The organism is Arthrobacter sp. fls2-241-R2A-200 (assembly GCF_030209745.1).
Lineage (GTDB): Bacteria > Actinomycetota > Actinomycetes > Actinomycetales > Micrococcaceae > Arthrobacter.
On the sequence record NZ_JARVRJ010000010.1, the window covers coordinates 1 to 19,482 of the forward strand.

Annotated in this window: 17 protein-coding genes and 1 pseudogene; 11 read left to right on the top strand and 7 right to left on the bottom strand. The window is 63.2% G+C overall.

The window, feature by feature from the left end:
• The 9 genes and pseudogenes from QRN42_RS12350 to xerD all read left to right on the top strand — a co-directional run.
• A pseudogene (locus tag QRN42_RS12350) lies at window positions 1-1,217 on the top strand (hypothetical protein); the annotation flags it as partial.
• On the top strand, window positions 1,210-2,196 hold the full coding sequence (locus tag QRN42_RS12355; protein ID WP_284979461.1) for an HAD-IIA family hydrolase: 987 nt from the start codon (window positions 1,210-1,212) through the stop codon (window positions 2,194-2,196). The pseudogene QRN42_RS12350 and the gene QRN42_RS12355, both read left to right, overlap by 8 nt.
• A gap of 9 nt (window positions 2,197-2,205) precedes the next feature.
• Window positions 2,206-2,505 (top strand): hypothetical protein, encoded by a 300-nt coding sequence (locus QRN42_RS12360; RefSeq protein ID WP_284979462.1) that lies wholly within the window; start codon window positions 2,206-2,208, stop codon window positions 2,503-2,505.
• A gap of 3 nt (window positions 2,506-2,508) precedes the next feature.
• Window positions 2,509-3,321, top strand: a complete 813-nt coding sequence (locus tag QRN42_RS12365) for a TlyA family RNA methyltransferase (RefSeq protein WP_284979463.1) — start codon at window positions 2,509-2,511, stop codon at window positions 3,319-3,321.
• A 12-nt stretch (window positions 3,322-3,333) separates the two neighbouring features.
• A complete protein-coding gene (locus QRN42_RS12370; RefSeq protein ID WP_284979464.1) occupies window positions 3,334-4,374 on the top strand; it encodes an NAD kinase in 1,041 nt (346 codons plus the stop codon).
• A gap of 3 nt (window positions 4,375-4,377) precedes the next feature.
• A complete protein-coding gene (recN, locus tag QRN42_RS12375) occupies window positions 4,378-6,120 on the top strand; it encodes a DNA repair protein RecN (RefSeq protein ID WP_284979465.1) in 1,743 nt (580 codons plus the stop codon).
• Between the two features lie 65 nt (window positions 6,121-6,185).
• On the top strand, window positions 6,186-7,931 hold the full coding sequence (gene pyrG, locus QRN42_RS12380) for a CTP synthase (RefSeq protein WP_284976167.1): 1,746 nt from the start codon (window positions 6,186-6,188) through the stop codon (window positions 7,929-7,931).
• 26 nt (window positions 7,932-7,957) lie between these two features.
• Window positions 7,958-8,620: an NUDIX domain-containing protein gene (locus QRN42_RS12385; RefSeq protein WP_284979466.1), complete on the top strand. Its 663-nt coding sequence runs from the start codon at window positions 7,958-7,960 to the stop codon at window positions 8,618-8,620.
• Window positions 8,593-9,609 (top strand): site-specific tyrosine recombinase XerD, encoded by a 1,017-nt coding sequence (gene xerD, locus QRN42_RS12390; protein ID WP_502869497.1) that lies wholly within the window; start codon window positions 8,593-8,595, stop codon window positions 9,607-9,609. Before QRN42_RS12385 ends, xerD begins: the two co-directional genes overlap by 28 nt.
• An 18-nt stretch (window positions 9,610-9,627) precedes the next feature.
• Here xerD and QRN42_RS12395 read toward each other — a convergent pair whose 3' ends face one another.
• Entirely contained in the window at window positions 9,628-10,350 is a 723-nt protein-coding gene (locus QRN42_RS12395) for a hypothetical protein (RefSeq protein WP_284979468.1), read from the bottom strand.
• A 56-nt stretch (window positions 10,351-10,406) separates the two neighbouring features.
• Here QRN42_RS12395 and QRN42_RS12400 point away from each other — a divergent pair, with 56 nt between their 5' ends.
• The gene (locus QRN42_RS12400; protein WP_284979469.1) at window positions 10,407-10,901 is read left to right on the top strand and encodes an NUDIX domain-containing protein; all 495 of its coding nucleotides are present in this window, start codon (window positions 10,407-10,409) and stop codon (window positions 10,899-10,901) included.
• Window positions 10,902-10,970: 69 nt separating this feature from the next.
• Here QRN42_RS12400 and QRN42_RS12405 read toward each other — a convergent pair whose 3' ends face one another.
• The 6 genes from QRN42_RS12405 to QRN42_RS12430 form a co-directional block, all read right to left on the bottom strand.
• Window positions 10,971-12,110 carry a bifunctional 2-methylcitrate synthase/citrate synthase gene (locus QRN42_RS12405; protein WP_284979470.1) on the bottom strand — a complete coding sequence of 380 codons (1,140 nt, stop codon included), beginning with the start codon at window positions 12,108-12,110 and terminating at the stop codon, window positions 10,971-10,973.
• Window positions 12,111-12,187: 77 nt separating this feature from the next.
• Complete coding sequence (gene prpB / locus QRN42_RS12410) at window positions 12,188-13,093, bottom strand: methylisocitrate lyase (protein ID WP_284979473.1); 906 nt, start codon at window positions 13,091-13,093, stop codon at window positions 12,188-12,190.
• Window positions 13,094-14,614: an MmgE/PrpD family protein gene (locus QRN42_RS12415; RefSeq protein WP_284979474.1), complete on the bottom strand. Its 1,521-nt coding sequence runs from the start codon at window positions 14,612-14,614 to the stop codon at window positions 13,094-13,096.
• 23 nt (window positions 14,615-14,637) lie between these two features.
• A complete protein-coding gene (locus QRN42_RS12420) occupies window positions 14,638-15,279 on the bottom strand; it encodes a GntR family transcriptional regulator (RefSeq protein ID WP_284979475.1) in 642 nt (213 codons plus the stop codon).
• A gap of 112 nt (window positions 15,280-15,391) precedes the next feature.
• Complete coding sequence (locus QRN42_RS12425; protein ID WP_284979476.1) at window positions 15,392-16,105, bottom strand: response regulator; 714 nt, start codon at window positions 16,103-16,105, stop codon at window positions 15,392-15,394.
• Complete coding sequence (locus QRN42_RS12430; protein WP_284979477.1) at window positions 16,102-17,766, bottom strand: sensor histidine kinase; 1,665 nt, start codon at window positions 17,764-17,766, stop codon at window positions 16,102-16,104. The genes QRN42_RS12425 and QRN42_RS12430 overlap by 4 nt, the downstream gene beginning before the upstream one ends.
• Before the next feature lie 139 nt (window positions 17,767-17,905).
• On the opposite strand from QRN42_RS12430, the gene QRN42_RS12435 reads away from it, so the two are divergent.
• A complete protein-coding gene (locus QRN42_RS12435; protein WP_284979478.1) occupies window positions 17,906-19,294 on the top strand; it encodes a cation:dicarboxylate symporter family transporter in 1,389 nt (462 codons plus the stop codon).
• Window positions 19,295-19,482: the final 188 nt, after the last annotated feature.

Consider the following 19,482-nt stretch of genomic DNA (forward strand, 5'->3'; position numbering starts at 1 on the left):
CTCGTGATGGTGAGCGTCGTTCGTTTGGTGGGGATCGTGACCGTAAGCCGTTTGGTGACCGCGGTGACCGTCCGGCCCGTGAAGGCGACCGTCGCCCCTTCAACAGTGACCGCGGCGAGCGTAAGCCGTTTGGCGACCGGCCCGAGCGCGGGCCCCGGAACTTCGACCGTCCCGCCCGTGACGGTGACCGACGCTCCTTCAACAATGACCGCGGAAATTCCTGGGAAGAGCGTCCCGCCCGCGTTCCCAACGCCAAGGATATTCGTAGCGCCAACCGGCCTGACCGCGAGCGTTCCCCCGAGATTGATGACGACGTCACGGGCAAGGAACTCGACCGCGCCACGGGCCACCAGATCAAGACCCTCGAGGAGCAGAGCGCGGGCTGGGTTGCCAAGCACCTGGTCATGGCTGGCCGCTTGATCGACATTGAGCCGGAGCTCGCCTTCCAACACGCTCTGGCCGCGAGTCGCCGTGGCGGAAGGCTCTCCGTGGTTCGGGAAGCAGTAGGTTTGACCGCCTACGCTGCCGGCCACTATGGCGAGGCTCTGCGCGAATTCCGTACCTACCGTCGGATCAGCGGCTCTAATGTGCACCTTCCTGTCATGGCCGACTGTGAACGTGGCTTGGGCCGTCCCGACCGTGCACTGGACGTGGTTCGCTCTCCCGAAGCCCAGGATCTGGATGCCCCGGGCAAGGTTGAACTGGCCATCGTGGCTTCTGGTGCACGCGCTGACCTGAATCAACTTGACGCTGCTGTCAGCGAACTCGAGATCCCGCAACTGGACATCAATCGGGCATTCTCCTACAGCCCTCGCCTTTTCCGCGCATATGCAGAAGCGCTGTCTGCCGTCGGGCGTACCGAGGAAGCCGATAAGTGGGCTCGCCAGGCGCTCGTCGCGGAGAATGCACTGGGTGTTGGCGACTTCGCCGAGCCGGAAATTCTCGACCTTGGCTGGGACGAGGAGGACGAAGAAGCCGCGCGCAAGCCGCGCTTCGAGAAAGCTACCCGGGACGCCGACGTCGTAAAGCCCGAAACTGAAACCGTCATTGCAGAGGCCGCGGCAGCTGATGTTGAGCATGATGACGTTGAGTTGGACGACGTCGAATCGGACTACTTTGAGTCCGATGATGCCGAGTCGGACGTGGACTCCGTAGAGGATGAAGCGGATCGCCGGGAAGCAGCCGAGAACGACGACACCGACGCCCAGAATGGCTGATTCACTGATTTCCGCGTTTGATGCCGTCCTTTCCGACCTCGATGGTGTGGTCTACACAGGACCACACGCCATCCCGGGGGCGGTGGCGTCGTTGCAACGCCTCGAAACTGAGGGCGTTCGCTTGGGTTATGTGACCAACAACGCCTCGCGGACTCCCGCTCAGGTTGCTGCGCACCTCCGAGAGCTGGGTGCGCCGGCAGAGGATCACCAAGTGGTCAGTTCGTCCCAGGCAGCCGGGGAGCTACTCGCGTCCCTGTTGCCTGCAGGAGCCCGCGTCCTGATCACGGGCAGCGCGGCACTGGCGCACGAGATCGAGCTGGTGGGGCTTGTACCTGTGTCCAGCGCTGCGGAGAACCCTGTGGCCGTGGTCCAAGGCTTCAACCCGGAGATTGGCTGGAAGGACCTGGCTGAGGCTTCGTACGTGGTTGCCGGGGGCGCGTTGTGGTGTGCGACCAACACGGATATGACCATCCCACAGGCCCGGGGCATTGCCCCGGGTAACGGTGTGCTGGTCGCTGCGGTTGCAGCTGCCACCGGGAAAACACCCGTCGTGGCGGGAAAGCCAGAAGCGCCCTTGTTCCACACCGCGGCAAAGCGGTTGAACTCCGATCGTCCGCTCGTGGTGGGCGACCGTTTGGACACCGACATCCTGGGCGGCAACCGGGCAGGATTTACCACGGCGGCCGTTCTTACGGGAGTGGACACCAAGGAAACCATCCTGGCTGCACGGTCCGACGAGCGTCCCGACTACTTGCTGGCCGACCTTGCGGATCTCTACGTCACCTATCCGCAAATAACGGACGACGGCGGCACGTTCCGTTGCGGTGCCGCCTCGGCACATGCGCACGATGGCATCGTGACCGTGACGGGTGCCGAGGATGACCTCGACGCGTGGCGCGCTGCATGTGCGGCGTGGTGGTCGGCGGTCCCGGACGCGTCCACTGCCCGAGCGCCGCGTCTTGAGTGGCGCCGTCACTAGACTGGTGGGATGACCGAGCCTACACACCGCCTGGCGCCAGAGGCCGGCAACGATCAGGTTGAGCCGACCCGGACCCAGCTGGAAAGCCCGCAGATTCAATGGCCAGACACACCACTCCCCACCGGTGATGCCCTCGTGGACCGAGCACTGGACGCACTGGGCCGGATCAACGCGGTGCCGGTGGGGGAGCACGGTGACCTGTATGCCCATATCCACGACGCGCTTTCGGAAGCCCTTGATTCCGAGCCGGGCCTTCCCCCGGTAAGTCCACGCAGCACCAACAGTTCCGGTTCGGAAGGCGACAGCTAAGGCATGGCACGACTCGATCAGGAACTCGTCGCCCGAGGACTGGCGAGGTCCCGGACCCATGCCGCGAAACTCATCAGCGACGCCAAAGTCAGCTCGGGCGGTACCTTGCTGACCAAAGCCTCGCACCAGGTGGATGCGCAGACTGAGCTTGCCGTGGAGTCCCACCTTGAGGACATTTACGCCAGCCGGGCCGGGCATAAGCTGGCCGGTGCACTGGCGGCTTTTCCCGACGTCGTGGTGTCCGGGAAGCGGTGCCTCGACGCGGGCGCATCAACAGGTGGGTTCACGGATGTGCTGCTGCGCCAAGGTGCAGCCCAGGTGGTGGCAGTGGACGTCGGACATGGCCAGTTGGTGCCGCACCTGCGCGAAGATCCCCGCGTGGAGGTCCACGAGGGCCTCAACGTGCGGTACATGACGCCCGAACAGATTGGCGGATTGGCCCGATTGACGGTCGCGGATCTTTCCTTCATATCGTTGACCCTGGTCATGTACCCGTTGGCGCAGTGCACGGAGCCGGGGGGCGATATGGTGCTGATGGTCAAGCCGCAGTTCGAGGTGGGCAAGGAACGGTTGAGCCGTACCGGCGTGGTGTCGTCGGAGAGCGAACGACGCCGGGCCGTCGCCCAGGTTGCAAGGGCCGCGGTGGATGCCGGCTTGGAATTGAGGGACGTGGCGGCAAGCCCTTTGCCCGGCCAGGACGGAAATGTTGAATACTTCCTTTGGATGACACGCCGGATGTCGTCCGTGTTGCCTAAGATCGAAGAGCGGGACGAGGACGTTGCTGCGTTGATCCATAAACTCTGGCCAGATGACTAGAAAGCAGACCCGATGAGCAGGCGTGTACTTGTCCTTGCCCACACCGGCCGTGAAGAGTCGCTCCGTGCAGCATGGGATGCCTGCACCCAGTTGCATTCCTCCGGCCTTGTTCCGGTCCTCCAGAAGTCTGAACTGGTAGATATTGAGCGCTTCTTCGGCGCCCTCGATACCCCCATTGAGATCCTCCACGACCACGTCAGCCTGGAGGACGTCGAGTTGGTCATGGTCCTGGGAGGTGACGGGACCATCCTGCGTGCAGCCGAGTTGGTCCGCGAAGTGGACGTCCCACTGCTTGGCGTGAACTTGGGGCATGTGGGTTTCCTTGCCGAGAGTGAGCGGGCCGACCTCGCCCAGACAGTGGAATGGATCGCGAGCCGCCAGTACACCGTGGAAGAACGCATGACCATCGATGTCCAGGTGTGGATCAAGGGCCAAAAGATTTGGCACACCTGGGCGTTGAACGAGGCTGCGATCGAGAAAGCCAACCGCGAGCGGATGCTGGAGCTCGTCACGGAAGTGGATGAGCGTCCCATAACCTCCTTTGGCTGCGACGGGGTGGTTTTGGCAACGCCTACGGGTTCGACCGCTTACGCCTTTTCTTCGGGGGGCCCGGTGGTTTGGCCTGAAGTTGAAGCCTTGGTCATAGTTCCGATCAGCGCCCACGCACTTTTTGCCAAGCCGCTGGTGGTATCCCCACGCTCGAAGCTTGCGGTGGAAGTGATGAACCGGACGGATGCGCTGGGGGTTCTGTGGTGCGATGGCCGCCGATCCGTGGACTTGCCTCCCGGCGCCCGCGTGGAAGTGACGCGTTCGGCCACCCCGGTGCGGCTTGCCCGCACGCATAAAACCCCGTTCTCTGCACGGCTTGTCCGAAAGTTCGAGCTCCCCATCCATGGCTGGCGGGGGCCGGCACCCCGACAGGCCGAGGTCCACACGGGTCCTATCCCGGTCATCCGGACCCTGTCGCCGGCGCCGCTGCCAAGCCCGCGTGATCCGCATGCCCCCGCTCCCCAGGATCCGGGGGAGCCTTCCGACCCCACGAATGCGAAGTGAATAATGCTTGAGGAACTCCGAATCCGTGACCTGGGCGTTATTACGGACGCGGCCTTGCCGCTGGGCCCTGGCCTTAGCGTGGTCACCGGTGAAACGGGCGCCGGTAAGACCATGGTGGTGACCGCCGTCGGGCTTCTCCTCGGTGCGCGGTCCGACGCCGGCGCCGTGCGGAGCGGCGCCAAATCAGCGTCCGCCGAAGCCGTCCTGAAGCTCGATCCCCGGCACAGCGCGGTGGAGCGTGCCAAGGAAGCAGGTGGTGATGCGGAAGAGTTCGACGGCGTAGCTGAACTCCTGCTGGCACGCACGGTAGGAGCCGATGGGAGAAGCCGGGCTTACGTTGGCGGCCGTGCGGCACCGGTCGGGGTACTGGCGGAATTGGGTGAAAGCCTGGTGGTGGTTCATGGCCAGTCGGACCAGATCCGGCTCAAAAGTTCCACGGCGCAACGTCATGCCCTGGACCGCTTCGCCGGAGCGTCCTTCGCCAAGGCCCTTGGAGAATATCAATCCCTGTTCAGCCACTGGAAGGCGATCCAGTCAGAGCTGGAGACCTTGCGCAGCGAAGCCCGGGAGCGTTTGCGTGAAGCCGAATCCTTGGAGGCAGCGCTCCAGGAAATTGACGAGGTGGATCCGCAGCCAGGCGAAGATGACACGCTCAAGGCCGAAGCCGTGAAGCTAGCGAACGTGGAGGAACTGCGGCTGGCGGCAGCGGCGGCGCACCAATCCCTGATTGCGGAAGAGTTTGGCGACGCCGGGGACGCCACAACCATGGTTGACGCGGCCAAACGGACCCTGGAACACGTAGCCGATCACGATGAGGAACTGCGATCGGCCGCCACTCGCCTCGCCGAAGTAGGCTTCCTCCTCAATGACATCGCTGCCGAGCTGGCGAGTTACCAGGCTGCCTTGGATACGGAAGGGCCCGAGCGGCTTTCCGAAATCGAGGATCGTCGCGCGGCCTTGGCGAAACTGATCCGGAAGTACGCCCCGAGCATTGATGAAGTACTTGAATGGGCAGCTGCCGCGAGGGTGCGCCTGGACGAACTGCAGGATGATTCGAGCCGTATTGAGTCCCTCGATGCGGAGGTCACCGCCACGGAGGCCACGCTTCGGAAGCAGGCCGCGGCGATCAGCAAGGCGCGGCTGAAGGCAGCCAAGACCCTCTCAACACGGGTAAGCGCCGAGCTGAAAGCCCTGGCGATGGCTGATGCCACCTTGGTCATCGAGGTGGATGGCTCCGGCGTTTTGGGCCCGTGGGGTACCGACGAGATCGCGTTCCTTCTTCAGCCGCATTCAGGGGCCCCCGCCAGGCCGCTGGGCAAGGGAGCCTCGGGCGGTGAACTCTCCCGGGTGATGTTGGCCATAGAAGTGGTGCTTGCCGCCGTCGATCCTGTTCCCACTTTCGTGTTCGATGAAGTCGATGCGGGCGTCGGTGGGCGTGCCGCCGTCGAGATCGGGCGTCGCTTGGCCATGCTTGCCCGCCACGTCCAAGTGTTGGTGGTAACGCATCTTCCGCAGGTGGCCGCTTTCGCGGACCACCACATCCGCGTTACCAAGACATCCGTCCGCGGCGCCGATGGGAAGACCACCACGGGCTTCACCTCCAGCGATGTGCAGTTGCTCGGTGACGAGGACCGGGTCAAGGAACTGGCCCGCATGCTGGCCGGGCAGGAAGACTCCGAGTCGGCGCAGGCGCACGCCCAGGAATTGCTGGACGATGCCAAACTCTTGCCAGCGGCTCTTGATTGAAACGCGGTGGTGGGCAACCATTGACCATTTGGGGAATCCGGCAGGACGCTTGGAAGGCGTAATTGATGATAAGCTCGAATTCCGTGGTGCAGCGATCAAATTCCCGTGTAAATTCCCGGTTCCCGGGCTCGTCCAAGACGACCAAACACATCTTCGTCACCGGTGGTGTGGCGTCCTCGCTCGGTAAGGGACTGACGGCTTCCAGCCTCGGCCACCTGCTGCGGGCACGCGGTTTGTCTGTAACTATGCAGAAGCTCGATCCCTACCTCAACGTGGATCCGGGCACGATGAACCCCTTCCAGCACGGCGAAGTATTCGTGACTGACGACGGCGCAGAGACCGACCTCGACATCGGACACTATGAGCGCTTCCTCGATGAAAACCTTGAAGGTTCGGCGAACGTAACGACGGGCCAGATCTATTCGACGGTCATCGCCAAGGAACGCCGCGGCGAATACCTCGGAGACACTGTTCAGGTCATCCCGCACATCACCGATGAAATCAAACGCCGCATGCGCCTGCCTGCTGAGGGCAAAAACGCTCCGGACGTCATCATCACCGAAATCGGTGGCACGGTGGGCGACATCGAGTCGCAGCCGTTCCTTGAGTCGGCCCGCCAGGTCCGCCAGGACGTCGGCCGCAACAACGTTTTCTTCCTGCACGTGTCCCTGGTGCCGTACATCGGTCCGTCCCAGGAGCTGAAGACCAAGCCGACGCAGCACTCCGTGGCAGCACTTCGCTCCATCGGCATCCAGCCTGAAGCCATCGTGATCCGTTCAGACCGGGAAGTTCCCGACGCAATGCGCGAGAAGATCGGCCGCATGTGCGACGTTGACATCGACGCCGTGGTCAACGCCGCCGACGCCCCGAGCATCTACGACATCCCGAAGACCCTGCACCGGCAGGGCCTGGACTCATACATCGTCCGCGCACTGGACCTGCCGTTCAAGGACGTTGACTGGACCAAGTGGGACAAACTGCTTGAAGCTGTCCACAACCCCAAGCACGAAGTCGAGATCGCCTTGGTGGGCAAGTACATCGACCTTCCGGACGCCTACCTCTCCGTGACCGAAGCCCTCCGTGCCGGTGGTTTCGCCAACGAAGCAAAGGTCAAGATCCGCTGGGTCCCCTCGGACGAGTGCGAAACCCTTGCCGGTGCCACCAAGTCCCTTGCCGGCGTCGACGGCATCTGTGTTCCGGGCGGCTTTGGTATCCGTGGTCTGGAAGGCAAGCTCGGTGCGCTGAAATTCGCCCGTGAATCCAAGCTTCCGGTCCTGGGTCTCTGCCTTGGTTTGCAGTGCATGGTGATCGAGTATGCACGGAACGTCGTGGGCCTTGAAGGTGCTTCCTCCAGCGAGTTCGAGCCGGACTCCAAGTACCCCGTCATCGCCACAATGGAAGAGCAGTTGGACATTGTGGAGGGCCGCGGAGACCTGGGCGGAACCATGCGTCTGGGGCTCTATGAAGCCAAGTTGGACGAAGGCTCGGTTATCGCCGAGACCTACGGGACAACCACCGTGAGCGAACGCCACCGCCACCGCTATGAGGTCAACAACAAGTACCGTGACCAGATCGCGGCCGAAGGCCTGGTCTTCTCGGGGACCTCTCCCGACGGCAAGCTCGTGGAGTACGTGGAGCTTCCCCGCGAAGTCCACCCGTACTACGTTGCGACGCAGGCACACCCGGAGCTCAGCTCACGGCCCACGCGTCCGCACCCGTTGTTCGCAGGACTGGTCAAGGCTGCATTGGAGCGCCGCGAAGGCGAGCCGGCCGCAACCAAGACCGGTGCCCGCGCTGTAGCTGCCAAGTAACACACGTACAAGCAAAGGACGGCGCGATGCCCGAAATTTCTGAAACCGCCAGTACATCGAAGCAGGTTTCGGATATGCCGAGCCCGCGCCGTCTTTTGTCCTCCAAGAAGGTTTACGAAGGCCGCATCTGGGATGTGGTCAGCGATTCCTTCAAGCTCGGCGAGGACACAGACACGCTGGTGCGTGACTACATCGACCACCCGGGGGCAGTGGCTGTCCTTCCCATGAACGTCGACGGCGAAGTGTTGCTGATCAAGCAATACAGGCATCCCGTTGGCATGGACCTCTGGGAAATTCCGGCCGGCCTGTTGGATGTCGAAGGTGAAGACTTCGTAGCAGGCGCCGCGCGCGAGCTCGCCGAGGAAGCGGATCTCACGGCTGCCACATGGAATGTACTGGTGGACTTCTTCAATTCCCCGGGCTCTTCCAGTGAAGCTGTCCGCATCTACTTGGCCCGCGGCTTGGGCCAGGTGCCGGAAGCCGAGAGGCATGTACGGACGGATGAAGAGGCAGAGATTGAGCTGCACTGGGTCCCCTTGGAGGACGCAGTCAAAGCCGTCGTGGAAGGCCGGCTGCACAACCCCTCCGCGGTGCTGGGGATTCTTGCAGCAGCCGCCGCCCGCGCGGACGGCTTCACCAGCCTACGTCCTGCAAACGCCCCTTGGCCTGCCCATCCGAGCCAGCGCTGAGCGTGGCCGACTCGACCACCCGGCAGGCCACGGCAGTTGACCGGGCGGTAACGGACTACTTACAGCACGTCGGCGTGGAGCGCGGCTTGGCAGCGAACACCCTCTCGGCGTATCGCCGGGACCTTGCCCGGTATTCGAACTTCCTTGCAGGCCAAGGCGTCGAACGTCCGGATGGGGTCACCCGGCACCACGTCACGGCATTCGTGCAGGCACTTTCCGATGGCTCCGATGACGCGGCAGTCCTTGGAGTCCGTTCAGCGGCCCGCACCGTGGTGGCCGTCCGTGGCCTCCACAAGTTTTGGGCCTTGGAAGGAATCACGACGGCGGACCCCGCCAGCGATGTACACCCGCCTATGGCGGGTAAACGGCTTCCGAAAGCGATCAGCGTTGACGAAGTAACCCGCATCCTTGAGGCTGCCGGGACCGATTCGCCAACAGGGCTCCGCGACCGGGCGCTCCTGGAGTTCCTGTACTCCACTGGCGCACGTATCAGCGAGGCTGTTGGGCTCGACGTCGATGATGTGGCCCTTGAAGGCGACGACGCCGGACAGAACGGCGCAGAGCACGACGCCGGACCCGCCGTCGTCAGGCTTTTCGGCAAAGGGTCCAAGGAACGGCTGGTGCCCCTGGGGTCCTACGGTGCCCGCGCCGTCGGGGCCTATGTTGTCCGGGGCCGGCCCCTGCTTGCGTCCAAGGGGAAGGGGACGCCGGCACTGTTCCTCAATGCCAGGGGCGGCAGGATCAGCCGCCAAAGCGCTTGGACCATTCTCAAAACCGCAGCCGAGAAAGCCCGCATCACCAAGGACGTCTCACCCCATACCCTGCGCCACTCTTTCGCAACGCACCTCCTTGAAGGTGGGGCCGACGTACGCGTCGTTCAGGAGTTGCTGGGACACGCTTCCGTGACCACCACGCAGGTTTACACCTTGGTCACGGCCGATACTTTGCGTGAGGTCTACGCCGCGGCGCACCCCAGGGCCCTCGGGTAGATCCGTCACGGGGGATGGTCACCCCAAGACGTTCAGCGTCAGTTCCACGGCGTTGGTGAACAAGGCCAGTAGCGAGGTTCCTAAGCCCGCCACGAGCAGGAGACCAGGATGAGCGAGTCCCACTACCACACGCTTTAGCCTGGGCCGTTTACGCAGGAACTTTTTAGGTACGCGGGTCCCTACGGGTACCTGCCGCCAACCGCGAAGCCGCCGCAGGAACCAAGCACAACGGACGATGAACGCCATCCAAAGAATGGAGAGCACCAGCGGAACGGCAGCAACCATGAGGTTGAATCCGAGGGCCGTGACTTCCTTTTCCGAGTCGCCAACCACCGATTGGACGGTGGTGGAAATCGAGGCGCTCATCACCACGGAGGCACACCACACAATGAACGCAGCCACCAATGCAATGAACCGCACGAAGAAGTGCCCCAGCACCGTGGCGTCCACGGCGCGCAGGCGGCTCCGGGGCGTGGCGTGCAGAAGCATGACGGTTGAGACCAAAGTAGGCAGTGCTGCCGCAACGACCAACAGGTACCAACTCCAGCCGGCGACGTCCAGCACTTCGTCAAGGACGATCAGCCCAGCCCAGAAACCCGTCCAGGCCCAGCCTGCGTAGAGAGGGTGGGCCACCAGCCACGACGGGAGCCAGGAGTCGCGGTCAGGGACGGCCCGCTCGACGACGGTCGACTCGCCCGCAACCGACGGGTCCGTCTGTGCGTCACCCCCATCTTCGCTCATGGGCTCACTGTAGCAATGGGCGCAGTGGCGGGGGAGAGCAGGTTAAGGTAGTCACCATGACAGCTGCCCACGTGACTTTATGCTTCCTCCTCCGCGACGGACCCGATAGCGAACATGTGCTGCTCGGCACCAAGAAAACCGGCTTTGGCCGCGGCAAAGTTGTCGGCGTCGGCGGCCACGTCGAGGCAGGCGAGACAGCATCACAGGCAGCGTGCCGGGAGGTCATGGAAGAGGTCAGCGTGGTGGTCGCGCCGGAGGACCTGGTACCGGCAGGGACCGTTGATTTTGTGTTCCCGGCGCGGCCCGAATGGGATATGGCCACCACAGTGTTCCTGACGCGGGCATGGCAGGGCGAACCATTAGAAAGCGACGAGATCGCCCCGGCATGGTTTCCGGTGAACCGTTTGCCGGTTGAGCGGATGTGGGCCGATGCCGAGCACTGGTTACCTGCCATGATCTCCGGGCAGCGCATCGCGGCCCAGGTCCGTCTTGCCGCAGACAACGAGAACGTGGCGGAGGTCCACACAGTGGAGTGGGCTGACCCAGCCTAAGCACCGAACGACGGCGGACCGGCCACCTTGGGTGACCGGTCCGCCGTCGTTGGTGCAGCTGCGGTACAGCTAGGGGACGTGCCGTTCTTCGGGTCCGTTGTATTCGCTCAAGGGGCGGATGAGCGAGTTGGAGGCGACCTGTTCCATGATGTGGGCGGTCCAGCCGGTGATGCGGCTGGCGACGAACAACGGTGTGAAGGTTTGGGTGTCGAAGCCCATGAGGTGGTAGGTCGGTCCGGCGGGGTAGTCCAGGTTGGGCTTGATCGCCTTTGCCTCGTCCATGGCCTGCTCGAGGCCGTTGTACAGTCCGAGCAGTTCTGGCCGGCCGTAGTGGGCAATCATCTTATCCAGCGCTGCCTTCATAGTGGGCACCCGGGAGTCGCCGTGCTTGTAGACGCGGTGTCCGAAGCCCATGACCTTCTTCTTGTGAGCCAGGGCATCCTCCATCCAGGTCTTGGCCCGGGCGGCGGCTTCCTCCAGCGATTCTTCGCTGCGGATGCCGATCTCGTCGAAGGTGTGCATGACGGCCTCGTTGGCTCCGCCGTGCAGCGGGCCCTTGAGGGCGCCAATGGCTGCGGTGACCGCCGAGTGCAAATCAGCGAGGGTAGAGGTGACCACGCGTGCAGTGAACGTGGAGGCGTTGAAGGAGTGTTCCGCGTACAGGATCATCGAGACGTTGAAAGCCTCCACCACCTCATCCACAGGCTCTTCGCCGAACGTCATCCAGAGGAAGTTCGCTGAGTAGTCCAAGTCTTCACGTGGTTCGATGACGTCCTGGCCCCGGCGGCGGCGCTGGTCATACGCCACGACGGCGGGCATGGCAGCCCACAGGTCGATCGCTTTCTTCATGTTCGCTTCGGGCGACGAGTCCTCGGCCAGCTCATGCCGGGCACCGATCACGGACGTGGCGGTACGGCAAACGTCCATGGGGTGCGCAGTGGTTGGCAAGGCATCAACAACCTGCTTCACAACCGGGTCCAGCGCCCTGCCCGCGCGCTCGCGGGCGGTGAACTCGGCCAGCTGGGCCTCGTTGGGCAGTTCGCCGTTCCACAGCAGGTAGGCGACTTCTTCGAAGCTGCATTTGGCTGCCAGTTCCTGTACCGGATAGCCGCGGTAGAGCAGCGAGTTGGTGTCCGGGTTGACCTTTGAGACGGCGGTGTAGTCCACTACGACGCCGGCGAGGCCCTTTTTGATCTCTGTTTCAGCCATGCTGAACTCCTTCGTTCATGATGCAGGGCTCCGCGTGTTGCCGGAGCACCTGCGCTCCCCTTTGATGGATCCAGGACCTAGCGAACGCCGGGAACCTGGAAGTTGAAAACGCCGGTATCGAATTGGTTATATGCCTCGTAATCGACCAGTTCGTAGAGACGAGCACGCGTGAGCATGTTGTCCACGTGCGCTTCTTGGGTCCCCGCAGCCTTGATCGATTCCAGAGTACGCTCTGCAGCGCCCATGGCAATGCGGAGGAGAGTGACGGGGTAAATGACCATGTTCACGCCGACGCCTTGGAGCTGGTCCACGGTGAAGAGGTCGCTTTTGCCGAACTCTGTCATGTTGGCCAGGATGGGCACGTCCACGGCGTCGCGGATGGCTTGGAATTCGGAGAGGTCGCGCATGGCTTCGGGGAAGATCGCATCAGCCCCGGCGTCCACGAGTGCGCGGGCCCGGTCCTTGGCGGCGTCCAGTCCTTCGACTGCGCGGATGTCGGTGCGGGCCATGATGAGGAAGTTCGGGTCCCTGCGGGCATCGGCTGCGGCCCGGATTCGTTTGGTGGCGGTGTCGATGTCGACGACGTTTTTGCCGTCGAGGTGGCCGCAGCGTTTGGGGTTGAATTGGTCCTCGATGTGGAGGCCGGCCAGCCCGGCGTTTTCGAGTTCCTGGACGGTGCGGGCAACGTTCATGGGTTCGCCGAAGCCGGTGTCCGCGTCCACGAGGGAGGGCAGGTCCGTCATGCGGGCGATCTGCCCGGCCCTGGTGGCGACCTCGGTGAGGGTGGTCAGGCCGATGTCGGGCAGGCCGAGATCGTTGGCCAGGACCGCGCCGGAGATGTAGACCCCGGCGAAGCCTTTTTCCTCAATCAAACGGGCGGAGAGCGGGTTGAACGCGCCGGGGAACTGGGCGATGGTCCCGGAGTTCAGCAGTTCCCGCAGTTTCACCCGCTTCTGTTCGGGTGTGACGTTCGAGTACAGCATTTAGAACAGTCCCTTCGGTGCTGCGTCGAGGTTGATGACCCCGGGAGCGGCGGTGATGTTGAGTTGGTCCAGTTCACCGGCGCCGAGTTCGGGGAGGCGTTCGACGGCGGCGAGGAACCGTTCGATTTCGGCGTCCTCGACGAGCCCGGCGGCGAGGGTGCGGAACTTGGTGATGTATTGCTCGCGGGCGAAGGGCCGGGCGCCGAGCGGGTGGGCATCGGCGACGGCGATCTCATCGGTGATGACGGTGCCGTCCCTGAGGGTGATTTCCACGGTGCCGCCGAAGGCTTTCTCGGCGATGTCCAGGGAGTGGTAGCGGCGGGTCCATTCCGCGTCTTCGACCGTGGTGACTTTGTGCCAGAGTTCCACGGTGTCCGGGCGGGTGGCGCGTTCGGGGGCGTAGGAGTCCACGTGGTGCCACGCACCGTCCTGCAAAGCGACGGTGAAGATGTACGGGATGGAGTGGTCCAGCGTTTCCCGGGAAGCGGTGGGGGAGTATTTTTGGGGGTCGTTAGCGCCGGAACCGATCACGTAGTGGGTGTGGTGGCTGGTCTTGATCAGCACGGAGGCGACGTTGGCGGGGTCGGTGGTTTCGGGGTGTTCGCGGTGGAGCTTCCGGGCCAGGTCGATCCAGGCCTGGGCCTGGTATTCGGCGGAGTGTTCCTTGGTGTAGGTGTCCAGGATCGCGCGTTTCGCCTCGCCCGGGAGGGGCAGGGGCACCTCGTAGGAGGCGTCCGGGCCGTCGAGCATCCAGGCGATCACCCCGTCTTCGCCTTCGTAGATCGGCACGGGAGAGGTCTGTCCGCGCATGGCACGGTCGGCGGCTTCGACGGCCATCTTGCCCGCGAACGCCGGGGCGTGGGCCTTCCAGGTGGAGATTTCACCCTTGCGGGACTGGCGTGTGGCGGTGGTGGTGTGCAGTGCCTGCCCGACTGACTGGAAGATCGTCTCAACGTCCAAGCCCAGGAGCGTTCCGATGCCGGCCGCTGCGGAGGGGCCGAGGTGGGCGACGTGGTCGATCTTGTGTTTGTGCAGGCAGATCGCCTTGACCAGGTTCACTTGGATCTCGTACCCGGTGGCGATGGCCCGGACCAGGTCTTTGCCGTTGGAGCCCACATGCTGGGCGACGGCCAGGATCGGCGGGATGTTGTCCCCGGGGTGGGAGTACTCGGCGGCGAGGAACGTGTCGTGGTAGTCCAGTTCGCGGACTGCGACGCCGTTGGCCCAGGCGGCCCATTCCGGGGACACCCGCTCTTCGATGCCGAAGACCTTCGCGCCCTTGCCTCCCGTGGAAGGCCCATGCGTCAGGGCCTGGGCCCGGGCCGCGACGATCGGTGCCCGGTTCAACGACGCGATGGCCACCGACGCGTTATCGATGATCCGGTTAATCACCATGTCAGTGACCTCGGCCGTGACCTCTACCGGGTCGGCGGCGACCACGGCGATCTTATGGGCCAACTGCTCCTCGCGGGGAAGGTTCTCTTCGCTCTTATAGACGCGGACGTGGTTGTTCTTGACCATGGTGCTCCTTGTGGTGAGACGTTCTAACGGGCCGGATGGACGGCCTTGACGTGGGTAAGGCTGCGGTGCAAATGAAGTATCGTGGCGGCTTCGGCCAGCCGGGGATTTCCGTCGGCGATAGCCTCCGCTATGGCTGCGTGCTCTGCCGCGGCCGCATGGAGCCGGGCGGCGTCGTCGGCTGCGAGGCGCCGGACCCGGACCAAATGGACCCGGAGGCTGCGCATCGCATTGGCAAGATAGGAATTGGAAATCGCGGCATCGATGGCCTCGTCCAACCGGCCAACCAGCGCGTAGTACTCGTGCCGTGCGGGATCGTCTTCGCTGAGTAGTGCAGGGGCATCCAGGAGCCGGGCGCGGAGCTCAGCAAAAACGCTCGCTTCACCGCGCTCAGCGGCCAGGGCGGCGGCCCGCACTTCCAAGGTTTCGCGCAGCTCGAACAGCTCGTCGATGTTCTCCAGCGAAATATCGGTAACGACGACGCCGCGGCCCCCCGCCGCCGTCGTCAACCCTTCTGCGGTGAGGCGGCTCAGAGCCTCCCGGACCGGGGTCCGTGACACTCCGAGGCGTTCGGATTGCTCAACTTCAGCCAAGATGGCGCCCGGCCGAAGACGCCATTCGACGATGTCTTCACGGAGGGCCATGTAGGCCCGATCACTGGCGCGCATGATGCCACTGTATACACAGTGAGTGGCAATTGCTAGAACAGGACGTGAAAAATGGCCGATTAATGCCCATTTGTATACAAAGCCCGTCTGCGGGCTTTTCAGTAGCTAGCGGCTAAGCGCGGTTCCAGCTGTACTCGTTTTCCGGCCGTCCGGGCGTACCGTACCGCGGTGCCCTGGTGACGGTGCCTGCGTCGGCCAGGTATTCCAAGTATCGTCGGGCGGTCACACGCGACATGCCGAGCGCATCCATCACCTCGCTGGCGGACACCGGCACTTGCCGTGCCCTCATCAAGTCCTTGACCGATTCCAAGGTGGACGTGGAGAGGCCCTTGGGCAGCGGCAGCTCGGTGGGGGCACGCAGGCTCGCAAACGCCTGGTCCACATCACTTTGCGACGCCCCGGCTTTTGAAATGCCGGACACGGAACCGGCCAACTGTTCACGGAAGGTGCGGTAGCTGCGCAGCTTGTCCGCAAACGTGGCGTAGGTGAACGGCTTAATCAGATACTGCACGACGCCGATGGACACCGCGCTGCGGACGATGTTGACTTCCCGGACCGCGGTGATCGCGATGATGTCAGCAAACACGCCGGAGGAGCGCATCCTGCGGGCCACATCCAGGCCGTGCAGATCAGGAAGGTTCAAATCAAGCAGCACCAGGTCCACGGGTGTACCGGAGGCCGCGAAATCACTCAGGATTCTTAGTGCTGATTGGCCATCCGGTGCCGTCCCCACCAAGGTAAAGCCCTCCAGCCGACCGACGTAGACGGCGTGTGCGTCAGAGGCGATGGGTTCGTCCTCGACCACCAAAACCCGGATGTCTGTCATGCTTTCTCTTCCTCGGAGACCGGCGCGGGAAGCACCACATGGAATTGCGCACCGCCGAGGTTGCTGTTGGACCCGAGGTTGCTGATGGACATCGTACCGTTCAGGCGATGTACGGCCTGACGAACGAGCGCGAGCCCGACGCCCCGCCCATGGGCTCCGCGGGGATCTTCCGCCGAGGATTTCGTGCTGAATCCGTACTGCAAGACGTCCTCGATGGAGTCGGCATCGATTCCCTTGCCGGAATCCCGCACGGTGAACTGAACGCCCGTCGGCCGGGCATCCACGTCCAGTTGTACCTGCCGGGGAGCTTCACCCGCCGCCGCGGCATCGATGGCGTTATCCAAGAGATTTCCCAGGATCGTCACCAAATCCTGGACTTCGAGACCGCGGACGCCGGAATTGCCGGAGGTCCGCACCTCAAGCTCCACCCCGCGCTCATGTGCTTCTGCGGACTTGCCCATGACCAGCGCGCTCATTACCGGTTCGTCGACGGAGGCCACCATGTCGTCGGTGAGCTGTTGGCTGAGCTCAAGATCCTTGGTGGCGAACTCCAGCGCCTGCGGGGTGCGGCCCAATTCCAGGAGCGAGACAATCATGTGCAGCCGATTTGCGTGCTCGTGGGTCTGGGCCCGCAAGGCATCTGAGAGCGTCTTCATTGTTTCCAGTTCGGTGCCGAGGGACTCAATTTCGGTCCTGTCCCGAATAGTGGCAACTGTGCCATAGACGGCAGGTTTCTGCCTGCTGCGCTTGGGCACGGGGGCAATTGCTGGCGCCTGGTTCACCACCAGGATCCGGGATCCGGTCAGATGGATCTCGTCATGTGCCGGTCGGCCGGACTCGAACAAGGCCCGGAGGCTGCCGCCGAAGGGAAGCTCGGCAAGTTTCGGCGCGGCGTCGGGTGACCGGTCGACGTCGGACGGTTCCAGCCCCAGCAGCTCCGCCGCTTGATCGTTGTACATGACGGCTTTTCCCTTGGTGTCCACCAAGATCAGGCCTTCACGAACTGAATGCAGGACTGATTCGTAATACGCGAAGAGTTGTGCCAGCTGCTCTGGGCCCCACCCGCGGGTGATGCGGCGAAGGTACCGGCCCAGGATCCAGGAGGCCAGGAACGCGAAGAACAACACCACTATGGCGATTCCACCAATAACGCCGAGCCGCTCCGCCACATCGGTGTCAACTGTTCGGACGGTGATCCCCGCCGCCACTAACGCCTTGACGTTGCCGGCGCTGTCCTCCACGGGGGCGATCGTGCGCACCGACGGGCCAAGGGTTCCTGCGGTGACTTCGGTAAATGTCTCGCCATGGAGTGCGGGGTCGATGGTCCCGATATAGGGCTTGCCGATTTCCTCGGGACGAGGGTGGGTCCAGCGTGTGCGGTCCGGCGCCATGATCGTGATGAAATCCGCCTTGGCGTCCGCGGTGACTTTAAGTGCGTAGGGCTGAAGCGCCGCTGACGGATTCGGCGTCGAAGCAGCTTGGAGGACCAAGGGATTGTTGGCGATTGACGTGGCGATGGCGCGCATCCGGTCTCCGGCGTCGCCATAGGCGCGATCCCTGGCTTCCACCACGGAGAACGTACCGAAAACCGCCGTCAGCACCAGGACGAACAGTAAGTTCGCCACAAACAAGCGCCGGGCGATGCTCCATTTATGAAACACGTTGGCCTCCCATGACCAATATGAACGCAAGGGTGATGTGTGTCACCAGCGGATCAATGATGGATATCACACAGGGGCGGCGGAGTGGACACAAGTGCAGGACCGCGGCGCCTTACACAGTACCCAGAAGGAGAATCCCATGACCTCTCAACGAGGAGAGTCGGCGCTGGCCGCCCGTACCGGACGCAAGGGGCTCGATAAGTCGCATTACCTGTACATCGCCGTCATTTTGGCGGTCGTGCTCGGCGCGGTCATCGGCCTGATGTTCCCCGAGGTCGGCAAGTCGCTGAAACCGCTCGGCGACGGCTTTATCAAACTCATCAAGATGATGATTGCCCCTGTCATCTTCTGCACCATTGTCCTTGGTATCGGGTCCATCGCCAAAGCAGCCACTGTGGGCAAAGTCGGCGGCTTGGCACTCGGATATTTTGTGGTGATGTCAACGTTCGCCCTGGCCATCGGTCTGGTGGTGGGTAACGTGATCCACCCGGGCGCCGGCCTGAAGTTGAGCCCCTATGATCCAAATGCCAAGGCGGCGACCAACAGCACGGCCGATTTCCTCCTGGGTATCATCCCGAATGACATCCCGGTCCTCCCGACGTTGCTTGCGGCGATCCTTATCGGGTTCGCACTCCAGAAAATGGGCAAGCAGGGTACGCCGATCCTCACCGCGATTGGCCACGGACAACGCCTGGTGTTCCGCATCCTGGTCATGATCATGTGGCTGGCTCCAGTGGGTGCCTTCGGTGCGATCGCGGCTGTTGTGGGGGCTACGGGTGTCCAGGCGATCTTCAGCATGTTCACGCTGATGGTGGCGTTCTACATCACCTGCGCACTCTTCATTGTGGTGATTCTCGGTTCGATCCTTCGGGTAGTGTCCGGGGTCAACATCTTCAAGCTCATGAAGTACTTGGCCCGTGAATACCTGCTGATCTTCTCCACCTCGTCGTCGGAAGCAGCACTGCCCCGGCTCATCGCCAAGATGGAACACCTCGGAGTCTCCAAGCCGGTAGTCGGCGTCACCGTTCCCACGGGCTATTCCTTCAACCTGGACGGCACCGCCATTTACCTGACCATGGCTTCCCTCTTCGTCGCGAACGCCATGGGTACGCCTCTTGATTTCGGAGCCCAGATTTCACTGCTCGTCTTCATGATCATTGCTTCGAAGGGCGCGGCCGGTGTCACTGGTGCAGGCCTGGCAACCCTTGCGGCCGGACTCCAGGCGCACCGCCCCGAGCTGCTCGGTGGAGTGGGCATGATCGTGGGCATCGACCGCTTCATGTCGGAAGCGCGGGCACTGACGAACTTCACCGGTAACGCCGTGGCCACGATCCTGGTGGGCACCTGGGTCAAGGAGATCGACAACAGCCAGGTGGGGCGCGTCCTCTCGGGCGCCGCTCCCTTTGACGAGCAGACCATGATGGCCGACGGCGAGGCTCACGCCGACGCCGGGGTTGCCGCGACGGTCGCTTCCAACAGCACTGCAGCCACGCCACTGTCCATCGAAAAGCACGCAGCAGGCGTCTAGCCAGCTTCCCGTACGTCATGCCACGGCAAAAGGCCGGTGTCCTCCAGATGCCGGCCTTTTGCGGTGTCCGCAGCACCCGCGGCAAGCGCTCAACCTTAGACCTCAACTAGAAGGTCAAGGCTCAATATGCGGACAAAGTCAAGTTCCCAAAATAAGCGTGTCGGCGCTGTAGCCTGAAGAGGTAGTAG